Here is a 25159-nt window from a genome sequence, read left to right as displayed (position 1 = left end):
AATCATCGGCGCCCCGACCTCCCTCCGGCACCCTCGAGTCGCCGGTCCGGAGCCGTCGCGGCGAGGTGTTTCGCCCAGCGTCGCAGCGCGGGCCGCACCGGTGGATATTCGAGCCCGTGCCTGCGCGCGAACGCAGTGGCCGACGCCGTCGGGTACGTGTCGGTACTGACGAAGCTCAGCGTTTCCTTCTGCGCCCCGGTGAGCCACGCCGGCAGGATCCGCAGCGCGACGACGGGAACGAGACGACGCGGCGCGGGCACACCCAGCTCCCCCGCGACCAGGGCGACGAGTTCGGGCAGCGCCGGCGTCGCGTCGTCGAGAACCCAGTACGCCTGCCCCGCGGCCTGCGGGTCCCGCGGCACGAGCGCCAGGAACCGTGCGAGGTGGTCGACGGTGACGACGGGCACCACGGTGCCCCGGGAGCCGGGCACCGCCCGCAGCTGCCCGCGGGACAGTTGCAGCACGAGTTCCGCCAGGCCCAGGTACTGGTCGGCCTCCCCCGTCCGGGAGTCGCCGATCACGGTGCCGGGATTGACGACGGTGAGCGGGACGTTCAGCGCGGCCGCGAGCGCGCGCACCACCGCGTCGGCTTCGATCTTGGACGCTTCGTAGGCGCCGAGCCTGCCGTAGATCCGGCGCCGGTGACGCGGCGGCCACGGCACCGGCATCGTCGGATGCGCACCGACGCGATACCCGCTGACGTGGATCAGCCGGCGCGCCCCGGACGCGGCGGCGAAGCGGGTGATCTTCTCGGCCAGAACGACATTCACCGCGCGCGCCGCCTGCGGTGTCATGCCGAAGGCGAACGCGGCCGCGAGGTTGTGGACGTCGCGCACCTCCGGCACCGCCGGTTCGAGGGAGATCTCCGCGGCGTCGGGATCGAAGAGGTGAACCGAGAGCCGGTCGATCGGCACGCCGTCGCCCGCGAGCCGCTCCCGGAGCCGGGCCCCGGATTCCGCCGAGCGCACGACCGCGACGATCCGGCCGTCGTCCGGTCCGGTGAGCAGTTCGCGCAGCAGCCCGCGGCCGATGAAGCCCGTCGCGCCGAACACCACGGTTGCCCCGTTCGTCGCTGCCCCGTTCATCGTGAGGCTCCGATCAGGTCGAGCACGACGGCCTTCGCCTCGTGCAGCGGGGCGGTGTCGCGTCGCGCCCGCGCAACGACGGTCGCGCCTTCGACGAGACCGACGATCGCACCCGCGAGCGCTGCCGGGTTCGGCACGCCGTCCCGGACGAGGAGCTGCTCGAGGACGACCCGCCACGACTCGTACACCCGGGCGCAGCTCTCCTGCAGCGCGGGGTTCTCGGCGGCGGCGTCGACGGCGACGGACGCGACCGCGCAGCCGGCCGCGAAATCGGAGCGTTCGAGCCGGGCAGCGAGGTCGTCGAACACGGCCGAGACGACGGCGCCGGCGCCCCGGCCGTCGGCGATCAGCGACTCGAGCAGGCCGGTGAACTCCGCGCCGACCCGGTCGAGGGCGGCGACGACGAGCTCGTCCTTGCCGCCGGGGAAATGGAAGTAGAGCGAGCCGCGCGGTGCCGCGGCGCCGGCGGTGATGTGTGCGAGCCCGGTGCCGTGGTAGCCGCGGGTCTGGATGAGTTCGAGCGCGGTGTCGATCATGCGCGTCCTGGTTCGCGCTCCCTTGGTGGTCACGCCAAAATAATAGACCGGTCTACATATTTTAGGTAGGGGCCACACCGCCGACGGGCGTCGATGTGTGCGTTGGCACACTGAACGAGTTCTCGTTGCAGACCGAAAGGACGACCCGGTGTCGGAGCCCGTCAGCATTCCCACCCACTGGTACAACATCGCCGGCGACCTGCCTGTCGCTCCGCCGCCGCACCTGCACCCCGGCACGAAGGAACCGATCACGGCGGACGACCTCGCCCCGCTGTTCGCGAAGGGCCTGATCGAACAGGAACTGTCCACCGAGACGGACATCGAGATCCCCGAACCCGTCCGCGATGCCTACCGCAACTACCGCACCACCCCGCTGATCCGGGCGCGGTCGTTCGAGAAGGCCCTCGGCACCCCGGCCCACATCTACGTCAAGTACGAGGGCGTGAGCCCGGTCGGCAGCCACAAGGTCAACTCCGCGGTCGCGCAGGCGTACTACAACTCGATCGACGGTGTCACCCGGCTGACCACCGAGACCGGTGCCGGGCAGTGGGGTTCGGCCCTGTCGTTCGCGTGCGCGAAGTTCGGTATCGATCTCGAGGTGTGGCAGGTCCGCGCCTCCTACGACTCGAAGCCCTACCGCCGCTTCCTCATCGAGACCTACGGCGGCACAGTACATCCCAGCCCGTCCGACCTGACGGAGGCCGGTCGCGCCGTCCTTGCCGAGCACCCGGACACACCCGGCTCGCTCGGCATCGCGGTCTCGGAGGCCGTGGAGGTCGCAGTGAAGGACGCCGCCGCCCGCTACACCCTCGGCAGCGTGCTCAACCACGTGGTGCTGCACCAGACCGTCATCGGCCTCGAGGCCGTGGAGCAACTGCGGGCCGCGGGTGAGGACCAGGCCGACGTCGTCTTCGGTTGCGCGGGCGGCGGTTCGAACCTCGCCGGCCTGTCGTTCCCGTTCCTGCGCGAGGTCATCCACGAGCGGGCGACCACGCGTGTCGTCGCCGTCGAGCCCGCGGCGTGCCCGTCGATCACCCGCGGCGAGTACCGCTACGACCACGGTGACATCGCGGGTCTGACCCCGCTGCTGAAGATGCACACCCTCGGCCAGTACTTCATCCCGGATCCGATCCACGCCGGCGGGCTGCGATATCACGGCATGGCGCCGTTGCTCAGCCACACCGTCGAGCTCGGCTACGTGCAGGGACAGTCCGTGGCACAGACCGATGCCTTCTCCGCGGCGGTGCTCTTCGCCCGGAACGAGGGCATCGTGCCGGCGCCGGAGTCGTCGCACGCGATCGCCGCGGCCGCGGAGTACGCGCGGGGCCTCACCGAACCCGAGGTCATCGTGATCGGCCTGTCCGGCCACGGCCAGCTCGATCTGCCCGCCTACCACTCGTACCTGTCGGGCGAGCTCGACCGAGATCCCCCCGGTCCGTCCGGGCGGTGAGTGCTCGCCCGCCCGGGCGGACCGTCCCATACTGGAGGTGTGGGGTACGCCACACGCGAGGAGGCAGGCCGGCGACTCGCCCGGTCGGCCGGGCACCTGCGCGACGCCGACCCGGTGGTCCTCGCACTACCTCGCGGCGGCATTCCCGTCGCCCGTGAACTCGCCGCAGCCCTCGATGCGCCCCTGGACGTCCTCGTGGTGCGCAAACTGGGCGTGCCCTGGCATCCCGAACTCGCGATGGGCGCGATCGCCGAAGGACCGGGTCCCGGAACCGCCGGGGAATCGACCACGCAGGACGCCGTCTTCCGGGTCCTCAACGACGACGTGATCCGGCGCGGGCGGATCGCCCCCGAATCCGTGGCGGCCGTCGAGCGACGCGAGCTGGCCGAACTGGCTCGACGTGCCGATTGCCTGCGTGCCGGTCGCACCCGGGTGCCGCTGGAGGGCCGCACGGCGATCGTCGTCGACGACGGCATCGCCACAGGTGCGACGGCCGCGGTGGCATGCCTCGCCGCGCGCGCCTCCGGAGCGACCCGGGTCGTCCTCGCGGTGCCGGTGGCCTCCCCCGACGCACTGCGCCGGGCCGGCCGGACGGCCGACGAGGTGATCTGCCCGTGGACGCCGGTGGACACCGACAGCGTCGGCGCCGCCTACGACGACTTCCATCAGCTCGGCGACGACGAAGCGATTCTCCTTCTCCGAAATACTGGTACTTCCGGTACCGGGAAATCCGACGAGACGATCCGATAGTGGCAATCCTCGTTACCGGCGGGTAGCATTGTTACCTGGATCACTGCCTATCGGACTGTAAAAAGGGGGCAAAGCGGTCCGAGGGTAATGCATTTCCCAACGACGTGTGATGCAATGCACACCGACAGCACCTAACGATGGAGGGGTCACAGTGAGTGAGATTGCCGTACCACAGTCGTTCTCGATTCCCGAGAACACGTCGATGGCCGACAGCGTCTTCCGGCACGAGAAGGAGTCGCCTGAGTTCGTGCCGTTTGAGCGACTGGTCGACGGCAAGTGGGTTCCCGTCACCGCCCGCCAGTTCGCATCCGAGGTGCGCGCCGTGGCGAAGGGCCTGATCGCGTCGGGTATCGAGCTCGGCGACCGCGTCGCGGTCCTGTCGGCGACGCGCTACGAATGGGTCCTGCTCGACTACGCCATCTGGGCCGCGGGCGGTGCCACCGTGGCGATCTACGAGACGTCGTCGGCCGACCAGGCCCAGTGGATCCTCGAGGACTCCGGGACCAAGCTGCTCATCGTCGAGAACTCCGGTCACGTCGACACCGTCCGCGAGGTCGCCGAGAACGCCCCGACCGTGCGCGAGATCCTGCAGATCGAGCCGGCGCCGGGCGGCAAGAGCGCGGTCGACGAGCTCATCGCACGCGGCGCAGCGGTCACCGACGAGCAGGTCGAGGAACGGCGCAACTCGGTCACGGCCGAATCCGCGGCGACCCTCATCTACACCTCCGGCACCACGGGCCGGCCGAAGGGCGTCCAGCTCAAGCACCGCCACTTCGCCTCGGAGTCCGCAGCCTGCGGCCTGGCCCTGCCCGACTCGATGCACGAGGGCCAGCGCACCCTGTTGTTCATCCCGATGGCACACGTCTTCGCGCGCCTGATCTCGTTCGCGGCATTCGACAGCAAGGTCACCGTCGGTCATACCTCCGACCTGACGACGCTGCTCGACCAGTTCGCGGTCTTCAAGCCGAACTTCATCCTCTCGGTGCCCCGCGTGTTCGAGAAGGTCTACAACTCGGCGAAGCAGAAGGCCTACGACGGCGGCAAGGGCAAGATCTTCGAGAAGGCCTCGGAGGTCGCGATCGAGTACAGCAAGGCCCTCGAGAACGGCGGCCCCGGCCTCGGCCTGAAGATCCAGCACTTCGTCTTCGACAAGCTGGTCTACGGCAAGCTCAAGGCCGCGCTCGGCGGCAACGTCACCCGGGCCGTCTCGGGCGGCGCCGCACTCGGCGCACGTCTCGGCCACTTCTTCCGCGGTGTCGGCGTCACCATCTACGAGGGTTACGGCCTGACGGAGACCACCGGCGGCATCATCATGAACACCCCGGCCGCCCAGAAGATCGGCACCGTCGGCACGCCGTTCAACGGCTGCGCCGCGAAGATCGCCGAGGACGGCGAGCTCCTCCTCAGGGGCCCCCAGGTGTTCGACGGCTACTGGCAGAACGACAAGGCCACCGACGAAGCCATCCGCGACGGCTGGTTCCACACCGGCGACATCGGTGCGATCGACGAGGACGGCTTCATCTCGATCACCGGCCGCAAGAAGGAACTCATCGTCACCGCGGGCGGCAAGAACGTCGCCCCGGCCGTCCTCGAGGATTCGCTGCGCGCCCACCCGCTGATCAGCCAGGTCATCGTGGTCGGTGATTCCAAGCCATTCGTCGGCGCGCTGATCACCCTCGATCCGGAGGCGCTGCCGGGCTGGCTCGAGCGACACGGTCTGCCGGCGGAAACCACGGTCGCCGATCTGATCAAGAACCCCGACCTGATCGCCGAGATCGACGAGGCGGTTGCCGAGACCAACAAGAAGGTCTCGAAGGCCGAGGCGATCCGCAAGTACCGCCTCCTCGAGACCGATTTCAGCGTCGAGAGCGGCGAGCTGACCCCGACGCTCAAGCTCAAGAGGAACATCATCCACGACAAGCACGGCGCCGAGATCGCAGCGATCTACAACTGAGGTTCCACACCGTCGACCGGGCCCCTCGTCACCGCGAGGGGCCCGGTCGTTTCTCGGGGAATCTGGGAATCCGGCCGGCCACGTCGCCCACGAACGCGGCAATATCCGAAGTCACCCTGCGATGTACGGGTTCGTGCAACAGGTCGTGCCCGGCATCGGAATACTCGCACCACTGTGCCCCGGGCAGCGACGACGCCCACTCGCGTACCGGGTCGATGGGGGCCAGTCGGTCGTCGACGCCGTGGACCAGCAGGACCGGCAGGTCGCTCGCGCCGAGCGCTTCGGCCGTCTCCGGCAGGGCCGCGGTGCGCGGCGTACCGCACAGCACGACGCCCGCGAGGCGGCTACCACCGGAGGGATCGGCATCCAGCGCCGTCAGGACCGTCGCCGCCCCCAGCGAATGGCCCATCACCACCAGCGGCAGACCGGACTCGGCGGCGAGGCCGGTGAGCACGCCGAAGTCCTCGGCGTGGAACTCGACGTTGCCCGGTGAGCCGGGTTCTCCTTCGGAGAGCCCGTGTCCGGCGAGGTCGAGTCCCCACCACGCGATGCCGTGGGCGGCGAGGCCGGAGGCGAAACGGTGGTAGTGCCCGGTGTGCTGCCCGAAGCCGTGCGCGAACACCACACCGGCTCTCGCGTCGTCGACGGTCCGGCACCGCCAGTGGACCCGGCCGACCGACCCGGGGAAGAACGTCAACGGCATGGCCTCATTGTGGCCGGAGCCGGAAGGTCACCAGCAGCCGCCCTCACCGCGATAGGTGGGAACCTCGGTGCGTCCGTTCTCGTCGACGAGGTACACCCGGTCGAACCTCTCGCACAGTTCGCCGGCCTTCGCGTGGCGGAACCACACCCGTCCCCCGACGGGGATCGACGCCGCAGCGCGACCGCGCACCGGGGTCTGCACCTCGCCGGCACCTTCCGTCCCCAGCAACTTCAATCCCGCAGGACGGACCGGGCGCGGCACCCGCGAGGCGCCGGTCGGGCCGGACGCGATGTACCCGCCGCCGAACAACGTCGTGACCGACGGTGACGGTTTGCGTACGGCAGGCAGCGCGAAGAACATCGACGGGTTCGGGGTGAACGCCCGGTAGCCGTCGAACAGTGTGGGCACGTACAGCCCCGATCCCGCGGTGGCCTCGGTGACGACACGATCGGCGGTGGTCACCTCGAGCGAGCCGGTTCCGCCACCGTTGACCAGTTCGAGGTCACCCACGACCGCACGCACGGCCTCCACCACGGCGCGGCGGCGCGAGGAGAGATCCCGCGCCGACAGTCCCTTGACGAGCCGTACCGGCAGCGACGAGTCGGGCAGGCCCGCGATCTGGGCCTCGTAGAACATCACTCCGACGACGTCGAATCCGGCGGCGTCGGCGCGACGGGCCAGGCCGGAGGCTGCCTCCGGGTCGCGCAGCGGAGAACGGCGCACACCGAGATGGAGCGGACCCACCCGCAACGACGCATCGATGTCCAGGCAGACCTTCGTCCGGAAAGTGTTCTTCCCCAAAGCCGTACGGATGATGTCGAGGTGCTCGGCCGAATCGACCATGAGCGTGATCGCCTGCACCGCGTCCGGCGACACCGCGAGTTTCCCGAGCGCCGCCCGGTCGACCGTGGGGTAGCCCATCAGGATGTCGCGCGCTCCGTGCTCGACGAGCCACAGCGCCTCCCGTAGCGAGTACGCCATGATGCCGCGAAAACCGCCGCGGGTGGTCAGTTCCGGGCCGAGGACCTCGGCGAGGACGGCACGACAGCGCACCGATTTGCTCGCGACCCGCACGGGCACACCGTTCGCGCGGCGGATCAGGTCGTCGGCGTTGCGCCGCAGGGTGGGCAGATCGACGGCGGCGAACGGCGGGTCGAGGTCGGCCGTCGCCGCGTGCACCCGGTCGAGGGCGGCGTCGTGAACGGAAGCAGCACGGAGCACGGGCGATCCTTTCGAAAAGGTCGGGTCGGGTCAGGAACGTTCTACGGCACGGGTCGCGATGATGTCGGCGACGACTCCCAGTTCGGCCGTGGCCGCCTCGCCGTCGCGATCGACGAGCCACCGGAGCACGACGCCGTCGAGCACGGACAACGACAGTCGTGCGAGCGTCGAAGTGGGCAGCGACCATTCGACGCCGCACCGCTCGGCGCAGGTGTCGAGGAACAACTGGGCCTGCTTGTCCATCAGGCGGTACTGCTCCACGGCGATGTCGCCGCCGGCGGGACTGCCATCGGTGCGCTGCCGGAGCGAGTAGGCGGTGATCTCGTAGGTGAGGGTCTGCAGCCCCGGCGTGGATTCGATCGTCGACCACATGGAGCGAAGGCCGGTGTGGAGCATCGAGCGGAGACAGTCGACGCCGCCGGTCTGCTGCGCGTCCTCGGGCACATCGAAGGCCGCGTGCATGGCTCCGGCGAGTTCGCCGACGACGGCGTTCGCCATGGCGACGACGAGGGCTTCCTTGCTGTCGAAACAGTAGTGGACAACGCCCAGTGACACTCCGGCCTTCTCGGCGACGGCGCGGACCGTGACGGCTCCGACTCCCCCGCCCTCCGCCAGTTCCAGTGCTGCTGCCACGAGTTGGGCGCGGCGCTCGTCAGCAGGCAACCGATTCGGCATGACCCTGATGGTAGAGGTCGGGAAAGGTTCACGAGCAGGTGTTGACTTGGACGCTTGTCCAGGTCGAAGATGAGGCATGGCCACCTGGCACAATTGGGCTCGCACCGAGAGTGCGGCACCTCGCCGTTTCGAGACCCCCGGCAGCACCGACGACCTCGCGCGCGTCGTCGTCCGCGCCTCCGAGCAGGGCGAACATGTCAAGGCCGTGGGCGCCGGGCACTCGTTCACCGGCGCGGCCGTCACCGACGGCACGCTCATCTCGCTCGACCGGATGTCCGGTCTCGTCGCGGTGGAACCGTCGGCCACCGGCGCGCGCGTCACCGTGCGGGCGGGGACGCGACTGCGCGGCCTGGGCGACCTGCTGTGGGCACAGGGCCTCGCCGTACCGAATCTCGGCGACATCGACGTGCAGTCCGTCGCCGGCGCGATCTCGACCGGCACCCACGGCACCGGCGCGACCTTCCGCGGACTGGCAGCAGCCGTGTGCGGCGCGACGATCGTGCTCGCCGACGGCCGGATCGTCGACTGCTCCCCCGAGCACGAGCCCGACCTGTTCGAGGCCGCCCGACTCGGCCTCGGCGCCCTCGGCGTGCTCGCGACCGTGACGCTCGATTGTGTCCCCGCATTCCGCCTGCGCGCAGAAGAAGCCCCCTCGTCGCTCCGCACCACACTCGATGTCCTCGACGAACTGCGAAGCGGTGTCGACCATTTCGAGTTCTACTGGTTCCCACACACCGACGGCGTGCTCATCAAACGCAACACCCGCCTCCCCGGTGAGGCACCGGTGCAGCCGGTCGGGCGGGTGCGCACCCTCCTCGACGACGAACTGCTCTCCAACGGCGCCTTCGCACTCCTCCAGCAGGTCGGGACGCGGGTTCCCGCCACCATCCCGGCGCTGAACCGGGTCGCGTCCCGGGCGTTGTCCCCGCGCACCTTCGTCGACCGCAGTTACCGGGTGTTCGCCTCCACCCGCCGGGTGCGGTTCCGGGAGATGGAGTACGCGCTCCCCGCCGAGCACCTTCCAGCGGTTCTGCGCGAGATCGATGCGTGGCTGCAGCGCACGGACGTTCGTGTCGGTTTTCCGGTGGAGGTGCGGTTCGCGCAGGGCGACGATGTCTGGTTGTCCACGGCGCAGGGCCGCGATACCGCCTATGTGGCCGTGCACCAGTACCATCGGCGCGACCACACGCCCTACTTCGACGGTGTCGAGCCGATCCTGCGCGCCGCGCAGGGACGCCCGCACTGGGGCAAGCTCCATTCCCTGACCGCGGACGCTCTACGCGAGCTCTACCCTCGGTTCGACGACTTCCTCGCCGTGCGCGACCGCGTGGATCCGCACCGCACCTTCACGAACCCGTATCTGCGCCGCGTCCTGGGCGAATGACGCCCGAGCCGACTCACCCGGACGGACTCAGAGGAAGGCGGCGTCCCACGAATTGCGCCGGAGCACATCCCGTTCGGCATCGGTCAGACCGAGCTGATCCTTCAGCCCTGCGAGGTTGTCGTCGACGTAACCACCGAAATAGGCGGGATCGTCCGAGTGCACGCTCACCGACAGGCCCGCCTCGAGCATGCGGCGCAGCGGATGGTCGGCGAGCGTATCCACCACGCGGAGGCGGACATTCGAGAACGGGCAGACGGTGAGGGGAATGCTCTCGTCGACCAGGCGCGCGACGAGTTCGGGATCCTCGAGCGAGCGGATGCCGTGGTCGATGCGCTCGGCGCCGAGCAGATCGAGCGCCTGCCGAACATACTCCGGAGGTCCCTCCTCCCCCGCGTGCGCGGTGATGTGCAGCCCTTCGGCCCGCGCCCGCGCGAAGACGTCCTCGAACAGTGACGGCGGGTGACCGACCTCCGCCGAGTCCAGGCCGAGAGCGATGATCGGCGCACCGAGGCGCAGCAGTTCGCCGAACACCTCATGCGCTTCGGGCACGGGGCGATCGCGCACGATCGACGCGATCATCGCCGCATCGACCCCGAACTCCCGGTGTGCCCCGGCGACCGCGTCGGAGAGCCCGGCTACGACCTCTGGCAGCGGGACACCGCGCGAGGTGTGGGCCTGCGGATCGAAGAAGAACTCCGCGTGGGTGACACCCGCCCGCGCCGCACGAGCGAAATAGGCGCGGGCGAGGTCGGCGAAGTCCTGCGCGGTGCGCAGGACCTCCATGTTCGCGTAGTACAGGTCGAGGAACGACTGCAGATCGGTGAACTCGTAGCGGCTGCGCAGATCGTCGAGATCGCGATAGGGCAACTCGATGCGGTTCCGCTCGGCGAGGGCGAGGATCAGCTCGGGTTCGAGCGTGCCCTCGATGTGTACGTGCAGTTCTGCGAACCCGTCGGTCACCTGATCCTCGTCATCTCTCGTTCGGTCTTTCAGCGACCCTTCCACACCGGAGCTCAGCGACCCTTCCACACCGGAGCTCAGCGACCCTTCCACACAGGGGGTCGCTTCTCGGCGAATGCGGTGGCGCCTTCACGCGCGTCCTCCGAGGTGAACACGGGCGCCATGATCTCCATCTGCTTCGCGAATGCTTCGTCGCTCGACCAGTCGGCCGAGCGGACGATGATCTCCTTGGTCGCCGCCACGGCGAGCGGTCCGTTCGCTGTGATGCGCTCGGCCAGTTCGAATGCACCCTCGAGTGCCCCACCGGGTTCGGTGAGACGATTGACGAAACCGTATCCGTAGCCTTCCTCGGCGGTGAACGCGTCCCCGGTGAGGGCGAGTTCGAGGGCCTTCTGGTAAGGGATGCGCGACGGCAGGCGCAGCAGGCCACCGCCACCGGCGACGAGGCCGCGCTTGACCTCCGGGATGCCGAACTTCGCGTCCTTCGCGGCGACGACGAGGTCGGTGGCCAGGACGAGTTCGGTTCCGCCGGCGAGGGCGAATCCTTCGACGGCGGAGATGAGCGGCTTGCGCGGCGGCGCCTCCGTGAAGCCGAGACCCTTACCGGGCACGACCACGTTCTCGCCTGCGACGAACGCCTTGAGGTCCATGCCCGCGCAGAAGTTGCCGCCGGCGCCGGTGAGCACACCGACCGACAGGGAGTCGTCGCTGTCGAGCTGGTCGACCGCCTCGGCGAGCGCGTGGCTCACGGCGGCGTTGACGGCGTTGCGCGCCTCGGGTCGGTTGATGGTGATGACGAGAACGCGATCGCGTCGTTCGAGCAGGACTACGTCGGACATGGACACACCTCTCCACTACGAAAAATGCCGGTTCATCGGGTTACAGGCTGTATACCGGACGGGAACCCGTTGCAGGGTTCACGACACCCGGACGGCGATCTGATCGACGAAGCCCTCGTCGTCGATGCGCACCTGATCGCCCGTGCGGAACCAGCCGTCCTCCGTGAACGTCTCGTCCGTGGCGCACGGATCGCGCCAATAGCGGCGGGCCACGCTCGGTCCGCGACAGAGCAGTTCGCCGACACCGTGTTCGGCATCGGGCCCGAGCAGCGCGATCTCGATCCCTCCGAACGGCACTCCGACACTGCGGGGATGGCGGGAGCGGTGTTCCGAAGGCAGCAGCAGACCGATCCCTCCCGTCTCGGCGACTCCCCAGCCCCGCACACACCGCGAGGTGGGGAAAGCTGCGCGGAGGTGCCGCCACGGTGCGCGGATCACGCGCGATCCCGAGACCACGACGGTTCCCCCGGAGGCGAGGGTGGGCAGCAACTGGACGCTGCATCCGACCGCCGTGGACAGCGGCGCCGTCAGCACGGTCCGTACGCCGTCGCCGACGAGATCCATTGCGTGGGCGACGGCCTCGATCGTCGACAGCACGTTGGTGTTCGTCAGTTCGACGCCGCGCAGTCCACCACCGGCGACGCGCACGTAGTAGAGCACCGCGAGCTCGTCCGGTGACGCACCTCCGTCGAGGAAGGCGACACCGTCGGGCAGATCGGAGTCCAGGGTGAGAACCGCACCGCTGTGGACCCCGATCTCCGCCGTTTCCTCGGGGCTGCAGCTCGGGTCGGGGAGCACCGGAACACCTCCGGCAAGGACCACGCCCAGGAACCCGATCAGCCAACGGACCCCGTTCGGCTGACAGACGACCACCCGGTCGGTGGGGCCGACCCCCTGATCGAGGAGACCACCGGCGACGCGGGCGGCGGCGGCCCACAGTTCGCGGTAGGTGAGTGCGCGGCCGCATCGGTCGACCACCGCGACGCGGTTCGCGAAACGCAACGCACTCCGATCGAGCAGCTCGGCGATGCACGGCTCCAGGCAGTCGTACTGGAGGATGCCGCTGTCGCGGCGAGTGACCCGATCGTCCCGGAGCCAACGACTCCCTGCCGGAATTTCCACTACGGCCACCGACATGCCACCTCCCACCCGGCGTGCGTGCCTGCACTATATGGCGTGGATCACAGCCATGTGAGGAAACGGCGGGTCACGGACAACCGGGGAAGGTGCCGCAGGGTGGTCGCTGGAACGTCCGTCAGGCGCTCGCTGCCGCCGAACGCTCCTCGGCGGCACGCTGTTCCTTCTGGCTCGCGGGACGGTCGAAGGCGAGCGCGGCCACGAGCCCGATGAGCAGGATGCCGGCGGGAAGCCACAACGATTCGGCCATCGCCGCGGCGAACGGTTCGTGCAGGGGCTCCGGCAGGACGGAGCCGGACGTCTCCATCTCCGGCGCCCCTCCTCCCCCGCCGACACCGTTGGCGCTCAACCGCGCCGCCATGATCGCACCGAGAGCGGCACTCCCCATCACCGCGCCCACCTGACGCGTCGTGTTGTACACACCGGAACCCGCCCCGGCCCGGCTCGGTGCGAGACCGTTCGTCGCGGTGGCCGAGAGCGGCGACCAGATGCCCGCGTTCGCCACCCCGATCAGGGCGATCGGCAGCAGCAACTGCCAGATCTCCGCGTCGGGGGTCATCACCAGCGCGAGCCAACCCAGCCCGATCGTGAGCAGCGAGAAGCCGGTACCGGCGATCAGCCGCGGATGGACCCGGTCGACGAGCCTGCCCACGAGCGGCGCGAGCACACCACTGAAGACCGCCATCGGCACCATGAGCATCGCGGCGCCGGTCGGGCTCAGACCGCGCACCGACTGGGCGTAGAACATGATCGGCAGCATGACGCCGGTGATGGCGAAACCCATCGTCGCGATACCGATGTTCGCCAACCCGAAGTTGCGGTCCCGGAACAGCGACAGCGGTACGAGCGGTTCACCGCGGTTGCGCGACTGCTGGACGACGAACACGACGAGCAACACGATGCCCAGTCCGATCAGCACCCACACGCGGGCGGTCCACTCGAACGAGTTGCCCTCCTGGATCCCGAACACGAGGCAGAACAGGCCGGCGCCGCTGAGCAGCATGCCGAGCACGTCGAACCGGTGCGGGCTCGTGGGCAGCACCGGCACGTACCGCACTGCGAGCGCGAACCCGACGATCCCGACGGGCACGTTCACGAAGAAGATCCATTCCCAGCCCAGCCCGTCGACCAGGACACCGCCGGCCAGCGGCCCGACGAGCGTCGCGACCCCGGCCACGGCGCCCCACAGGCCCATCGCGGTCCCGCGCCGCTCACGCGGGAAGATCCGGGTCACCACGGCCATGGTCTGCGGCGACATGAGCGCCGCGCCGAATCCCTGGAACACGCGGGCGACGATGAGCATCTCGATCGTCGAAGAGAAACCGCACCACAACGACGCGATCGTGAACAGCACCAGCCCGCAGAGGTAGACCCGGCGCTGACCGAAGCGGTCGCCGAGGCGGCCCGTCACGAGCAGCGGCACCGCGTAGGCGAGCAGATAGGCGCTCGTGACCCACACGACGGCGGCGATGTCGGCCCCGAAGGTCCGCATGATCGCCGGGTTGGCGACGGCGACGATCGTGCTGTCCACCAGGATCATGAAGAAGCCCAGGCACAGAGCGCCCAACGCCGCCCAGCGGGCACCGTCGGACATCTCCACCGCCACATCGGACCCGCGTTCGCGCGTGTCCACCCCGCTGTCGTCGCTCACCGGACCTCTCCCCTCGTCGGCGGTCTACGGTAGCGGGGTGGACCCGCACATCTCGAGCATCGCCGCCCTCGCGTGGTGTCGTGCACTGGGCCTACCCGACGGCGCACTCGTCGAACCCGGGTGCGTGACGCGTGTCGACGACTCGTTCCGCGACGTCCGACTGCTCGCCGTGGGGCGCGCCACCGCGATCGTCGGACCCGACGCCGCGGTCTCCCGCCTCGCGGCCGAACCCGACCCGGCCGAGATCGATGCCCCGAACGCCGAGCTCGTCGTCGCAGGCCACGCGGGTCGCACGGAGATCCTCGCCCTGTGCACCGACTGGATCGACGCGACACGCGTCGAGAACCCGCTCATCTCCGACGACCCCGAGGACCTCGCCGAACTGCTGCGGTGCTGCCCGCCCGACGACGTCACCGAGGCCGAACTGTCGCCGACCGGGCCGTCGCGCGTGTTCGTATTGCTCGACGACGATCACCGTCCCCTCGCCGGCGCGGCCTACAGCGAACTCGGGTCGTTGCTGGCCGATGTGCGGGTGCTGACGACACCGCCGGCGCGCCGGCTCGGGCTCGCCTCGACGGTCGCGACGCTGGCGACCCACGACGCGCTCGACGCCGGACTCGTCCCGCTGGCCCGCATGCGCCGCGACAACCGCGGTGCCCGGACGGTCGCGGCGGTGTCGGGATACGACATCTGGGGAACCCTCGTGACGGTTCGGGTTCCCCCCGGGAAGTGACGAGTGTGCACGGAAGGATGCGTAGGTGACCGAGAACAAGTACGTCGAGCCGGGTGCGGAGTTCGCCCGCGACACCAACTACATCCGAACCCGCATCACCGCGGACGGGCGCGACGGCTATCCCGTCGAGTCGGGGCGGTACCGGCTCGTCGCCGCCCGGGCGTGCCCGTGGGCCAACCGCACCCTCATCGTGCGGCGGCTGCTCGGTCTCGAGGACGCTCTGTCGCTGGGACTGTGCGGCCCGACGCACGACGAGCGCAGCTGGACGTTCGATCTCGACCCGGGCGGGGTCGACCCCGTCCTCGGCATCCCGCGACTGCAGGACGCGTACTTCGCGCGATTCCCCGGATACGACCGCGGCATCACCGTCCCGGCCGTCGTCGACGTGCCCACCGGGCAGGTCGTGACGAACGACTATCCGCAGATCACCCTCGACTTCTCCACCGAGTGGACGCAGTTCCACCGCGAGGGCGCCCCGGATCTGTATCCCGAGGAGCTACGAGGCGAGATCGACGAGGTGGCCGAGCTCGTCTACCAGGACGTCAACAACGGCGTGTACCGGTGCGGTTTCGCCGGTTCGCAGGAGTCCTACGACAAGGCCTTCGACCGTCTCTTCGCCCGCCTCGACTGGCTCGAGGAACGCCTCGGGGCGCAGCGCTATCTCGTGGGCGAGACCATCACCGAGGCCGACGTGCGCCTGTTCACCACGCTCGTCCGGTTCGATCCTGTCTACCACGGGCACTTCAAGTGCAACCGGAACCGGCTGGCGGACTTCCCGGCGCTGTGGGCCTACGCGCGCGATCTGTTCCAGACACCCGGCTTCGGCGACACCATCGACTTCGTTCAGATCAAGCAGCACTACTACCTCGTGCACACCGACGTCAATCCCACGGGCATCGTGCCGAAGGGACCGGACCTGTCGAACTGGCTCGATCCGCACGGCCGTGAGGCGCTCGGCGGGCGGCCGTTCGGGGACGGCACACCGCCGCCCCCGCCGCGTCCGAGCGAGGTAGTCCCCGAAGGGCACGGCACGGTCGCCCGCTGATCCCCTGCGACGCTGACCCCCTGCGACGGTTCCTACGGCCGGCGGGGCCGGTAGGTGCCGATCGTCCAGTACACACCGTGCGGGTCTCGGCAGGTGAACCCGTGCGATCCGTAGTCCTCGTCGCGGAGTTCGACGGTCACGGTCGCGCGGACCGCCGGGTCCTCCGCCTGCGCCGAGGCGAGCACCCTCTCGTACAGGGCATCGACGGTGACGTCGTCGGGAAGCACGAGATAGGCGGCGCCCCTGTCGGCGTGCTGGTCGAGCGGCGACCCGCGACCGGTCGAGCCGAGCATGACCCCTCCGCCGTGCGGCCAGAGCAGGGCTGCGTGGTCGACGCGATCCCCTTCCCCGTAGACCTCCGCTTCGGCGAACCCGAGGGTGTCCACGAGGAAACGGATCGCGCCCCGGGCGTCGGTGTAGGCGAAGCACGGCCACACCGTGTCGACGGTGGGTGTGAGGGTGGTCGACTGCTGCGTGGAATTCGTTGTGTTCGTCATGTCTCCGAGTGTCGGCCCGGAACCCCCCGGTCGTCTTGGACGAATGGGAACACCTCGTCCTCGAGCCACCGCGACGGCGGGACGCCCGCCAGATCGCGCCAGTCGCGGGCGAGATGCGCCTGGTCGTAGAAGCCGCACTCGGCGGCGACATCGGCGAGGCGGCGGCCGGGGTCGGCCCGCAGCATCCGTCGCGACCGGTCGAAGCGCGCCACCCGGGCCACGTCCTTCGGGGACAGTCCGAACTCGGCGGCGCACCGGTTCGCGAGGTGTCGCCTGCTCCATCCGAGTTCGTCCGCAACAGCGCGGACCGGGCGAGCCGGGTGCGTCACGAGCAGGTGCCAGGCGTGGACGAGGTGCCCGTCCGGACTCGTCGACCGTGCGGCGACCAGGCGGCGGGTGAGAATCCGGTCGAGGACGGCGAACCGCTCGTCCCACGATTCGACCGCGGAGATCCGGTCGAACAACTCCCGGCCGTCGGCGCCGATGACGTCCTCGAGATCGACGGCCCACGGCCCGAGCGCGGCGGCGGGCACACCCAGCAGGGCGCGCGCACCCGCGGGGGTGAGCGCGAGTTGGATCCCGTGCTGCCGGCCGTGGTGGACGATGGGCACCGGTTGCGTCGACAACCCTCCGGCGAGCGCATCGAAACGTTCCGGGCACCGTCCGTCGCCCCGCGAGAGTTCGACGGGTTCGGAGATCGTGAGGATTACGGTGACCTCCGGAGAGGGCATACCCAGATGGGTCCCCGACGGGAAACCGTCGAGCCGATACCCCTCGTACGACCGTACGTAGGGTGTCAGCAGGGGTGTCGGACGCCGCCTGGCGCCGTCAGACTCACCGACTGCGGACCCGGTCATGGCACCAGCGTAGTGAGAGCAGTCCGGAAGACAAGAGCACCGGAGAACAGGGGCACGATGAGCAACAAGGCAGGCGTCGCAGAGGCCTTTATCGTCAAGATGCTGGACAACGGCGCGAGGCTGCAGGGCCCTGCGGTGGCCAAGTACGTCGATCTCATGCGGCGCTCGCACCCCGACGAGTCCCCGGCGCAGATCATCGAGCGGCTCGAGAAGCAGTTCCTGCTGACCGTCACCGGCAGCGGGTCCGCGGCGGGCGCGACCGCAGCCTTCCCCGGCATCGGGACACTCGCGGCCATCGGCGCGGTCGGCGCCGAGACGGCCTTCTTCTTCGAGGCGTCCGCGCTGCTCACCCTGGCCATCGCATCGGTGCACGGGATCGAACCCCACAACCACGAGCAGCGCCGCGCGCTGGTGCTCGCCGTCTCCCTCGGTGACGCCGGCCGGGAGATCGTCGCGACCGCGACCGGCGCGTCGCTGCGCAACTGGCCCAAGGCGCTGACCACCGGCGCGGGCGGCACCCAGCTGAAGACGCTGAACAATTCCCTGGTCAAGAAATTCATCCGCCGGTACTTCGCCAAGCGCAGTCCGCTGCTGATCGGCAAGCTCGTCCCCGCTGGTATCGGCGCCGCGATCGGTGGCGTCGGCAACCGTGCGCTGGGCAAGCGCACGATCCAGAACGCCCGCGACGCCTTCGGTCCACCGCCGGCCGCGTGGCCCGTCGCACGTCCCGTCCTCCCGGCGAGCGGAGAGGCACCGGCGCTCGACACCGGTGTTCCGGTCCCGAAGGACTGACCGTGACGGCCGACGGGAAGGTGTTCGTACGGGAGTCCGGTGCGGGACCACGCACCGTCGTTCTGCTGCACGGCTTCTCCGATCACGGCGGTACGTGGTGCAAGGTCGCGCCGGCGATCGCCGAACGGCACCGGGTGCTCGCGGTCGACCTGCCCGGTTTCGGACGTAGCGCGCAGCACTGGGAGACCCCCGTGCTCGACCACTATGTCGACGTCCTGGCCGACCTCGTCGACGACGTTCCCGAACCGGTGTCGCTGGTCGGGAACTCGCTCGGTGCGGTCACCGCACTGGTGTTCGCGTCGGTCCACCCGTCCCGGGTCGACCGCGTGGTGCTCGCCGACATGCCGGGTCTCGCCGGGATCCCCCGGTGGTGGACGCAGGGTGCACGCATGCCGGTCGAACTGTCGCGCCTGCTGCCCGCTCCGGTGATACAGCAGGCCATGGGTGCCCTGTACGCGCGGGCCGCCGTGCACCGGCGCGGCACCTTCGACCGGGCGGCGCGCACGGCGTTCGCGGCGAACTACGCGACCCGCGAGCAGGTCGACACGCTGCTGACCGTGGGCCGGCACGCGATCGGTGAGCTCGGCCGACTGCCGATCCCGGAGATGGTGCACGCCCTCGACATGCCGGCCCTGCTGGTGTGGGGTGCACAAGACCGGTTGACGCCCGCTCACGCCGCACGACGGGTGCAGGCCGGCGGCCGGAGACGGGTGGTGATCATCCCCGATGCCGGGCACTGTCCTCAGCTCGACGCGCCCCGCGAGTTCCTCGACGCCGTCCTGCCCTTCCTCGACTGACCCGTAAGCTCACGGCGACCGCGGCACCAGCCGCACCCATATCTCGACGACGCGGGGGTCCGAATCCGTGACAGCACCGTCAACGCAACCGCCGTACGGCACACCCGATCCCCGGGTGCCCTCGGGGGCACCGGGGGCACCGGGGGCACCGGGCGCGGGGATCGCCGTCCACGGCCTGAACAGGACGTTCGGTGACCACACGGCCGTATCGAATCTGTGGTTCACGGTGCCGCCGGGCTCGATCACCGGCTTCCTCGGACCCAACGGATCGGGCAAGACCACCACCCTCGGCATGATGCTCGGCCTCGTCCGGCCGAGCGCCGGGAACGCCTTCGTCGACGGCGTGCCGTTCACCTCCCTGCAGCAGCCTGCACAGGTCGTCGGAGCGGTGCTCGACGCGCGCAGCGCCCACCCCAAACACCGGGCGCTGACACACCTGCAGATCTACTGTGCCGCGATCGGCGTGCCCGACGAACGGGCGAGGCAGATGCTCGACCTCGTCGGCCTGGGGTCGGTCGCGCGGCGTCGCATCGGGGAGTTCTCCCTCGGCATGCGGCAGCGACTCGCCCTGGCGACGGCCCTGCTCGGACAACCGCGTTATCTCGTGCTCGACGAACCGGCGAACGGACTCGACCCCGAGGGCATGGCCTGGCTGCGCGACTTCCTCCGCGCATTCGCCGCCAACGGCGGGACCGTGCTGATCTCGAGCCACATCCTGCGGGAGATCGAGCAGATCGCCGACCGCCTCGTGATCATCGCGAACGGTCACCTGGTCGCGGAGACCTCGATGACCGATCTGCGCGACGCCTACCGCTCGCGGGTGTTCGCCGCGGCCTCCGACCCGGCCCGCCTCGCGACCGCACTCGCCGCGGCCGGGCACACCGACGCGCAGGTGCAGCAGGACGGACGGCTCGCGGTCGTCGGCGTGACTTCCGACCGCATCGCCGAGATCGCCGCGACCGCGGAGGTGACGCTGTTCGGGACGAGTGTCGAGCACGTCGATCTCGAGCAGGTCTACCTGGCGATGACGGCCGGTCGCTACGCGGCCGCGCCGGTCGTGCAGTATCCGGGGCACGGAGCCCACCATCCGCCGGGCGGGCGGTATCCGCAGGGCCCGCAGTACCCGAGTGCCCAGCAGCACCCGCAGGCCCAGCCGTATCCGAACGGCCAGCAGTATCAGCAGTACCCGACCGCACAGCAGTACCCGAACTCACAGCAGTACCCGCAGTCGCAGTGGGGACAGCCGAACCGACCGCCGACCGGGCAAGGAGGTCCCACCGCATGACCGCGCTTCTCACCGCCGAGTTCCGCAAGGTCCTGAGCCTGCGCTACTGGTGGATCCTCGGCATCGCACCGCTGCTGGTGGGACTGTTCTGCGGGGCGCTGACGCTGCCGGTCGCGCGGCAACTCGAACTCGGCTTCGGTGACGGTTTCGCCGAGGCCGTCGCCGCCGCGGTCGGCATCTCCCTCTCGTTGTCGCTGGTGTTCCTGTTCGCCGCGATCTTCGGCGCGGTGGCGACGGGCAGCGAGTTCGCGCACCGAACGATCGTGACGACCTTCCTCACCGCGCGGGGACGCGACCGGGTCGTCGGCGTGAAGTTCGCGACCGTCGCCGTGATCGGGCTGCTGTACTGCATCGTCACGGAAGTCGCGGCGGCCGCGACGCTCGTGTTGTTCGGTGGGGGCTTCGACGGTGCCGACCTCGGATCGGTCGCCAAGGTGATGGGCATCGGTCTGTTCTGCGCGCTGATGTGGTCGCTCATCGGAGCGGGGCTGGGTCTGCTCACACGGTCGACGACGGGCAGTGTGCTCGCGATCTGCGCGTGGGTGCCGTTCGGGGAGCTGATGGTCTCGGTCGTCCTGCACGGTCTCGGTCTCGGCGCGATCGCGTCGTACCTGCCGGCGCAGGTGACCTGGTACGTGCTGTTCTCCGCGGTGTCGATGCCCGAGGACGTGACACTCGAGATGACGTGGCCGGCGGCCCCGCTGCTCCTGCTCCTCTGGACCGTGGTGCTGGGCGGCCTCGGCTGGTGGCGCGCCCGCACCGCCGACGTCGTCTGACACGTTCGATCACCTGCGTCACCGGCCCTCCCCGAGCGGCTTCGACGTGCCCTGTCGGCGCTCGGCGCTAATGTCGGTTCGATGGCACACGACCCGATTCCGCGCTCGCCGGGATGGATTTCCCGGCTCGTCGCCGAATGCCTGAAACACCGCAGAACAGCCGTCGGGGCGCTGGCCGTCACCGTCGTCGCCGCCCTGATCGACATCACCTTCCCACTGCTGACGAAGGTCGCGGTCGACAGCGCGACCGGGCAGGGCGACGTGCCCGCCGACGACCTGCGCCTGATCGGGCTGGCCGCGGCTGCGATCGCGGCAGGTGCGGTGATCCGGTTCGGCTGCCAGTACGGGCGCCGCATGCTCGCCGGACGCCTGTCGCTCGACGTGCAGCACGACCTGCGGTTGCGCCTGCTCGGCTCACTCCAACGTCTCGACGGCCACGGTCAGGACCGCATCCGCACGGGTCAGGTGGTCTCGCGGTCCATCACCGACCTGCAGCTCGTGCAAGGGCTGCTCGCGATGGTGCCGATGTCGGCGGGTGCGCTGCTGCAATTCGTGCTCGCGCTGGTGATCATGACGACCCTCTCGCCGCTGCTCACGCTGGTCGCGGTGGTCATCGTCCCGATCATCGCGGGTCTCGTGCGGGTCGTGCGCCCGAGGCTGTTCGCCGCGACCTGGTCGGCGCAGCAGCGCGCGGCCGATCTCGCCCAGCACGTCGAGGAGACGGTCACGGGCGTGCGGGTCGTGAAGGGATTCGGGCAGGAATCGCACGCGGTCGACCAACTCGAGGAGCACGGTCGCAGGCTGTACGCGGAGCGTCTGCGTGCCGCCCGGATCAACGCGTGGTTCTCGGCGCCGATGGGTGCGATCCCGCAGTTCGGGCTCGTCGCCACCATCGCTCTCGGCGGCTGGCTCGCCCTCGAGGGCGGAATCACCGTGGGCACCTTCGTGGCGTTCACCGCCTATGTGGCGACGATGACGGGGACGACCCGCACCCTCTCGCAGGTCGTGATCATGGCGCAGCTGTCCCGCGCCGCCGTCGAGCGGGTGTACGAGGTGATCGACACCGAACCCGACGTCGCCGATCCCCCGCATCCCGTCGAACTGCCCGACGGTCCGCTCGGGGTGCACCTGGAGGACGTGACGTTCGGCTTCGACGACGACCGGGACGTACTGCGCGGCCTCGACCTGGAGATCGCGCCCGGCGAGACCGTCGCGATCGTCGGCCCGGCCGGGTCGGGCAAGACCGTGCTGTCGCTGCTGCTCCCCCGCTTCTACGCGCCACACCGCGGGTCGGTGTGCCTGACCGCGGACGGCCGCGACATCGACGTCGCCACGCTCCGCGCCGACGATCTGCGCGGGGCGGTCGGCCTCGTCTTCGACGAGCCGTTCCTGTTCTCCGACACGGTCGCGTCCAACATCGCGCTCGGCCGGCCCGACGCGTCGGACGACGAGATCCGCACCGCGGCCGCGGCGGCACGCGCCGACGACTTCGTCGAGGCCCTCCCCGAGGGTTACGACACGGTCGTCGGTGAACGCGGCCTGACACTGTCCGGTGGGCAGCGGCAGCGGGTCGCGCTGGCGCGGGCACTGCTCGTCGATCCGCGGGTGCTGATCCTCGACGACGCGACCTCTGCGGTCGACGCCGAGACCGAGGCTGCGATCTACGGCGCGTTGCGGGCGGGTCGGCGCCGCACGACCCTCGTGCTCGCCCATCGGCGGTCGACGCTCGCACTCGCCGACCGGGTCGCCGTGCTCGACGAGGGACGCATCGTCGACATCGGGACGGTCGACGAACTCGAGGAGCGCAGTCCCATCTTCCGGCGTCTGCTCTCGACCGACGACGACGCCGCACCGGCACCGGAACGCCCGGTTCCCGCCGGTGAGTTGTGGCCCGAGGAACCGGACGACGATGAGCCGTCCGGTACCGTCCGGAATCCTCCGGCGGTCGGTGGAGGTCGCGGCGGACCGGCGGGCAGTGGTGGCCGCGGCGGGCCGGTGTCCGGGGCGCTCGGCGCGGTGGCCCCGACCCCGGAACTGCGCGCGGCCGTCGACGCGCTTCCCCCGGCCACCGAGACCCCCGGACGCGATCCGGCCCTGCGGTCCGAGGCCCTGCGCCTGCCCGACCCGCAGTTCCGATTGTGGACGACGCTGCGCCCGGTGCGCGCACTGCTGGCGATCGTCGTGCTGTGCCTGGCGGTGGAGTCGCTGACGAGCATCGCGTTCCCGTCGCTGGTGCGGTACGCCGTCGACCGCGGGGTGACCCCGGGCGATCCGTCCCGGCTGTGGCAGGCGACCGCCGCGGGTGTGGTGCTCGCGCTGCTCGGCTGGTTCGTGGTCGCGATCCTCACGGTGCTCACCGCGCGGGCGGGCGAACGGGTGTTGTTCGGGCTGCGCGTGCGCTCGTACGCGCACCTGCAACGGCTCGGGCTCGACTACTACGAACGCGAACTGTCGGGCCGGATCATGACGCGGATGACGACCGATGTGGACGCGCTGTCGCAGTTCATCCAGACCGGCCTGTCCACCGCGGTCGTGGCGGTGCTGACGCTCACCGGTATCTCGATCGCGCTGATCGCCACCGATCTGTCGCTGGCCCTGGTAGTGCTGGCGGTGCTGCCCGTGCTGGTCGGCGCGACCCTGTGGTTCCGGAAGGTCTCCGGGACGGCGTACGCGCAGTCCCGCGAACGCATCTCCCTGGTGAACGCGGATTTCCAGGAGAACGTCACGGGTCTGCGCGCCGCCCAGGCCTACCGCAGGGAGGAGACCGCGGCGCGGCGGTTCGCCGAGCGCGCGGAGGCCTATCGGCGCAGTCGCCTGCGGTCGCAGCGGGCCATCTCGCTGTACTTCCCGTTCATCACTTTCCTGTCCGATCTGGCGCTCGCGGCGGTCGTCTTCGTCGGCGCCCGCGAGGTGGCGTCGGGCGCGGTCGGCCCCGGTGTGCTGATCGCGTTCGTGCTGTATCTGAACCTGTTGTTCGCACCCATCCAGCAGTTGTCGCAGGTCTTCGACGGTTACCAGCAGGCGCGGGTCGGTCTGCGCCGGATCGGCGACCTGCTGCGGACCGAGAGCTCGCTCGAGTCTGCCGAGGAGGGCACGGTCGCCATCACCGGGCACCTCCGCGGCGACGTCGACCTGCGGCAGGTGGGCTTCCGGTACAGCGAGGCCGACCGTGACGCGTTGAGCGATGTGGACCTGTCGATCCCGGCCGGTTCGACGGTCGCCCTGGTGGGCCGCACCGGTGCCGGGAAGTCGACGGTCGTCAAACTGCTCGCCCGGTTCTACGACCCGACCTCCGGTTCGGTGCGGGTGGACGACACCGATCTGCGCAGTTACCGTCTGCGCGACTATCGGGGCCGGCTCGGGGTGGTGCCGCAGGAGGCGCACCTGTTCACGGGCACGGTGGCGACCAACATCGCCTACGGCCGGCCCGAGGCGACGCGCGAGGAGATCGAATCGTCCGCGCGCGCCGTGGGGGCGCTGGACATGATCGCGGGACTCGCCGGCGGCATGAACCATCCGGTGGGTGAGCGCGGTCAGGGTCTGTCGGCAGGGCAGCGTCAGCTCATCGCACTCGCGCGCGCCGAACTGGTGGACCCCGATCTTCTGTTGCTCGACGAGGCCACCGCGACCCTCGATCCCGCCACCGAGAAGGCGGTGCTCGAGGCGGGTGCGCGGGTGGCCCGCTCGCGGACGGCCGTGGTGGTGGCGCACCGTCTCGCGACCGCCGCACGCGCCGATCTCGTGGTGGTCGTCGACGACGGCCGTATCGTCGAGTGCGGGCCCCACGACGAGCTCCGCCGAGCGGGAGGTCTGTACACCACTTTGTGGCAACTCGCTACCGGTGGTCTCGTTCCGGAGGAGCCCGAGGTCCTGCTCACTTCGACGACGGAAGGATCGAACATGAGATCGTCCTCACGTTTGTAACGGGGTGCGCGCTGCGCCGATGCACCTTAGAGGGAATAATCGGCTCTCGAGAACCGTCATCGATGGAGACCCCATCGCACCAGATTGTGAGGTAGCCCACCGACATGC

The 25159-nt window shown here is 69.9% G+C and carries 22 protein-coding genes; 11 read left to right on the top strand and 11 right to left on the bottom strand.

The window, feature by feature from the left end; all coding sequences use genetic code 11:
- Nucleotides 1-2: 2 nt before the first annotated feature.
- Both BO226_RS03215 and BO226_RS03210 read right to left on the bottom strand, forming a co-directional pair.
- Nucleotides 3-1085 carry an SDR family oxidoreductase gene (locus BO226_RS03215; RefSeq protein ID WP_039586267.1) on the bottom strand — a complete coding sequence of 361 codons (1083 nt, stop codon included), beginning with the start codon at nt 1083-1085 and terminating at the stop codon, nt 3-5.
- On the bottom strand, nt 1082-1654 hold the full coding sequence (locus BO226_RS03210) for a TetR/AcrR family transcriptional regulator (RefSeq protein ID WP_039586269.1): 573 nt from the start codon (nt 1652-1654) through the stop codon (nt 1082-1084). Before BO226_RS03210 ends, BO226_RS03215 begins: the two co-directional genes overlap by 4 nt.
- Before the next feature lie 115 nt (nt 1655-1769).
- On the opposite strand from BO226_RS03210, the gene BO226_RS03205 reads away from it, so the two are divergent.
- The 3 genes from BO226_RS03205 (at nt 1770) to BO226_RS03195 (ending at nt 5775) form a co-directional block, all read left to right on the top strand.
- Nucleotides 1770-3071, top strand: a complete 1302-nt coding sequence (locus BO226_RS03205) for a TrpB-like pyridoxal phosphate-dependent enzyme (protein ID WP_071934585.1) — start codon at nt 1770-1772, stop codon at nt 3069-3071.
- 39 nt (nt 3072-3110) lie between these two features.
- Nucleotides 3111-3821, top strand: coding sequence for a phosphoribosyltransferase (locus BO226_RS03200; protein ID WP_024103477.1), 711 nt, complete (start codon nt 3111-3113; stop codon nt 3819-3821).
- 151 nt (nt 3822-3972) lie between these two features.
- On the top strand, nt 3973-5775 hold the full coding sequence (locus BO226_RS03195; protein ID WP_019288095.1) for an AMP-dependent synthetase/ligase: 1803 nt from the start codon (nt 3973-3975) through the stop codon (nt 5773-5775).
- A 28-nt stretch (nt 5776-5803) separates the two neighbouring features.
- On the opposite strand, the gene BO226_RS03190 is transcribed toward BO226_RS03195, so the two are convergent.
- From BO226_RS03190 to BO226_RS03180, 3 genes are read right to left on the bottom strand one after another with little or no spacing between them, the layout of a single operon-like run.
- Complete coding sequence (locus tag BO226_RS03190; RefSeq protein WP_019288094.1) at nt 5804-6478, bottom strand: alpha/beta hydrolase; 675 nt, start codon at nt 6476-6478, stop codon at nt 5804-5806.
- Nucleotides 6479-6505: 27 nt separating this feature from the next.
- Complete coding sequence (locus tag BO226_RS03185) at nt 6506-7699, bottom strand: alanine racemase (protein WP_006553919.1); 1194 nt, start codon at nt 7697-7699, stop codon at nt 6506-6508.
- A 30-nt stretch (nt 7700-7729) separates the two neighbouring features.
- Nucleotides 7730-8374, bottom strand: a complete 645-nt coding sequence (locus tag BO226_RS03180; protein WP_024103473.1) for a TetR/AcrR family transcriptional regulator — start codon at nt 8372-8374, stop codon at nt 7730-7732.
- A gap of 76 nt (nt 8375-8450) precedes the next feature.
- On the opposite strand from BO226_RS03180, the gene BO226_RS03175 reads away from it, so the two are divergent.
- Entirely contained in the window at nt 8451-9758 is a 1308-nt protein-coding gene (locus BO226_RS03175) for a D-arabinono-1,4-lactone oxidase (protein ID WP_033097315.1), read from the top strand.
- Between the two features lie 27 nt (nt 9759-9785).
- On the opposite strand, the gene BO226_RS03170 is transcribed toward BO226_RS03175, so the two are convergent.
- The 4 genes from BO226_RS03170 to BO226_RS03155 all read right to left on the bottom strand — a co-directional run bounded on the left by BO226_RS03170 (nt 9786) and on the right by BO226_RS03155 (nt 14288).
- A complete protein-coding gene (locus tag BO226_RS03170; protein ID WP_019288092.1) occupies nt 9786-10718 on the bottom strand; it encodes an adenosine deaminase in 933 nt (310 codons plus the stop codon).
- A 77-nt stretch (nt 10719-10795) separates the two neighbouring features.
- Entirely contained in the window at nt 10796-11557 is a 762-nt protein-coding gene (locus BO226_RS03165; protein ID WP_024103470.1) for a crotonase/enoyl-CoA hydratase family protein, read from the bottom strand.
- A 78-nt stretch (nt 11558-11635) separates the two neighbouring features.
- On the bottom strand, nt 11636-12679 hold the full coding sequence (locus tag BO226_RS03160; protein WP_006553915.1) for a class I adenylate-forming enzyme family protein: 1044 nt from the start codon (nt 12677-12679) through the stop codon (nt 11636-11638).
- Between the two features lie 133 nt (nt 12680-12812).
- Nucleotides 12813-14288, bottom strand: coding sequence for an MFS transporter (locus BO226_RS03155; protein WP_024103468.1), 1476 nt, complete (start codon nt 14286-14288; stop codon nt 12813-12815).
- Nucleotides 14289-14382: 94 nt separating this feature from the next.
- On the opposite strand from BO226_RS03155, the gene BO226_RS03150 reads away from it, so the two are divergent.
- Together BO226_RS03150 and BO226_RS03145 are read left to right on the top strand one after the other, a co-directional pair.
- Nucleotides 14383-15078, top strand: coding sequence for a hypothetical protein (locus BO226_RS03150; RefSeq protein WP_024103467.1), 696 nt, complete (start codon nt 14383-14385; stop codon nt 15076-15078).
- A 25-nt stretch (nt 15079-15103) separates the two neighbouring features.
- Nucleotides 15104-16123, top strand: a complete 1020-nt coding sequence (locus tag BO226_RS03145; protein WP_006554330.1) for a glutathione S-transferase family protein — start codon at nt 15104-15106, stop codon at nt 16121-16123.
- Between the two features lie 32 nt (nt 16124-16155).
- On the opposite strand, the gene BO226_RS03140 is transcribed toward BO226_RS03145, so the two are convergent.
- Together BO226_RS03140 and BO226_RS03135 are read right to left on the bottom strand one after the other, a co-directional pair.
- Entirely contained in the window at nt 16156-16620 is a 465-nt protein-coding gene (locus BO226_RS03140) for a VOC family protein (protein WP_006554329.1), read from the bottom strand.
- Entirely contained in the window at nt 16617-17477 is an 861-nt protein-coding gene (locus BO226_RS03135) for an AraC family transcriptional regulator (RefSeq protein WP_033097311.1), read from the bottom strand. The genes BO226_RS03140 and BO226_RS03135 overlap by 4 nt, the downstream gene beginning before the upstream one ends.
- 57 nt (nt 17478-17534) lie before the next feature.
- On the opposite strand from BO226_RS03135, the gene BO226_RS03130 reads away from it, so the two are divergent.
- The 5 genes from BO226_RS03130 to BO226_RS03105 all read left to right on the top strand — a co-directional run bounded on the left by BO226_RS03130 (nt 17535) and on the right by BO226_RS03105 (nt 25051).
- Nucleotides 17535-18269, top strand: a complete 735-nt coding sequence (locus tag BO226_RS03130; protein WP_006554327.1) for a hypothetical protein — start codon at nt 17535-17537, stop codon at nt 18267-18269.
- Between the two features lie 2 nt (nt 18270-18271).
- Entirely contained in the window at nt 18272-19066 is a 795-nt protein-coding gene (locus BO226_RS03125; RefSeq protein WP_071934584.1) for an alpha/beta fold hydrolase, read from the top strand.
- 226 nt (nt 19067-19292) lie between these two features.
- Nucleotides 19293-20351: an ATP-binding cassette domain-containing protein gene (locus BO226_RS03115; RefSeq protein WP_373922194.1), complete on the top strand. Its 1059-nt coding sequence runs from the start codon at nt 19293-19295 to the stop codon at nt 20349-20351.
- On the top strand, nt 20348-21127 hold the full coding sequence (locus BO226_RS03110; RefSeq protein WP_024103462.1) for an ABC transporter permease: 780 nt from the start codon (nt 20348-20350) through the stop codon (nt 21125-21127). Before BO226_RS03115 ends, BO226_RS03110 begins: the two co-directional genes overlap by 4 nt.
- A gap of 81 nt (nt 21128-21208) precedes the next feature.
- Nucleotides 21209-25051, top strand: a complete 3843-nt coding sequence (locus BO226_RS03105; RefSeq protein ID WP_071934583.1) for an ABC transporter ATP-binding protein — start codon at nt 21209-21211, stop codon at nt 25049-25051.
- The last annotated feature ends 108 nt before the right edge of the window (nt 25052-25159 follow it).

It is taken from the genome of Rhodococcus sp. 2G (genome assembly GCF_001886355.1).
In the GTDB taxonomy this organism is placed as follows: Bacteria; Actinomycetota; Actinomycetes; order Mycobacteriales; family Mycobacteriaceae; genus Rhodococcus; species Rhodococcus pyridinivorans.
This window is presented reverse-complemented; position numbering and strand designations above follow the sequence as displayed.

Excerpts from the sequence above, each read along its gene's own strand:
- BO226_RS03140 (WP_006554329.1), bottom strand. The coding sequence starts at position 16,620 with ATGACGAACACAACGAATTCCACGCAGCAGTCGACCACCCTCACACCC.
- BO226_RS03215 (WP_039586267.1), bottom strand. The coding sequence starts at position 1,085 with ATGAACGGGGCAGCGACGAACGGGGCAACCGTGGTGTTCGGCGCGACG.
- BO226_RS03110 (WP_024103462.1), top strand. The coding sequence starts at position 20,348 with ATGACCGCGCTTCTCACCGCCGAGTTCCGCAAGGTCCTGAGCCTGCGC.
- BO226_RS03105 (WP_071934583.1), top strand. The coding sequence starts at position 21,209 with ATGGCACACGACCCGATTCCGCGCTCGCCGGGATGGATTTCCCGGCTC.
- BO226_RS03180 (WP_024103473.1), bottom strand. The coding sequence starts at position 8,374 with ATGCCGAATCGGTTGCCTGCTGACGAGCGCCGCGCCCAACTCGTGGCA.
- BO226_RS03165 (WP_024103470.1), bottom strand. The coding sequence starts at position 11,557 with ATGTCCGACGTAGTCCTGCTCGAACGACGCGATCGCGTTCTCGTCATC.
- BO226_RS03190 (WP_019288094.1), bottom strand. The coding sequence starts at position 6,478 with ATGCCGTTGACGTTCTTCCCCGGGTCGGTCGGCCGGGTCCACTGGCGG.
- BO226_RS03175 (WP_033097315.1), top strand. The coding sequence starts at position 8,451 with ATGGCCACCTGGCACAATTGGGCTCGCACCGAGAGTGCGGCACCTCGC.
- BO226_RS03130 (WP_006554327.1), top strand. The coding sequence starts at position 17,535 with ATGAGCAACAAGGCAGGCGTCGCAGAGGCCTTTATCGTCAAGATGCTG.
- BO226_RS03155 (WP_024103468.1), bottom strand. The coding sequence starts at position 14,288 with ATGTCCGACGGTGCCCGCTGGGCGGCGTTGGGCGCTCTGTGCCTGGGC.
- BO226_RS03135 (WP_033097311.1), bottom strand. The coding sequence starts at position 17,477 with ATGACCGGGTCCGCAGTCGGTGAGTCTGACGGCGCCAGGCGGCGTCCG.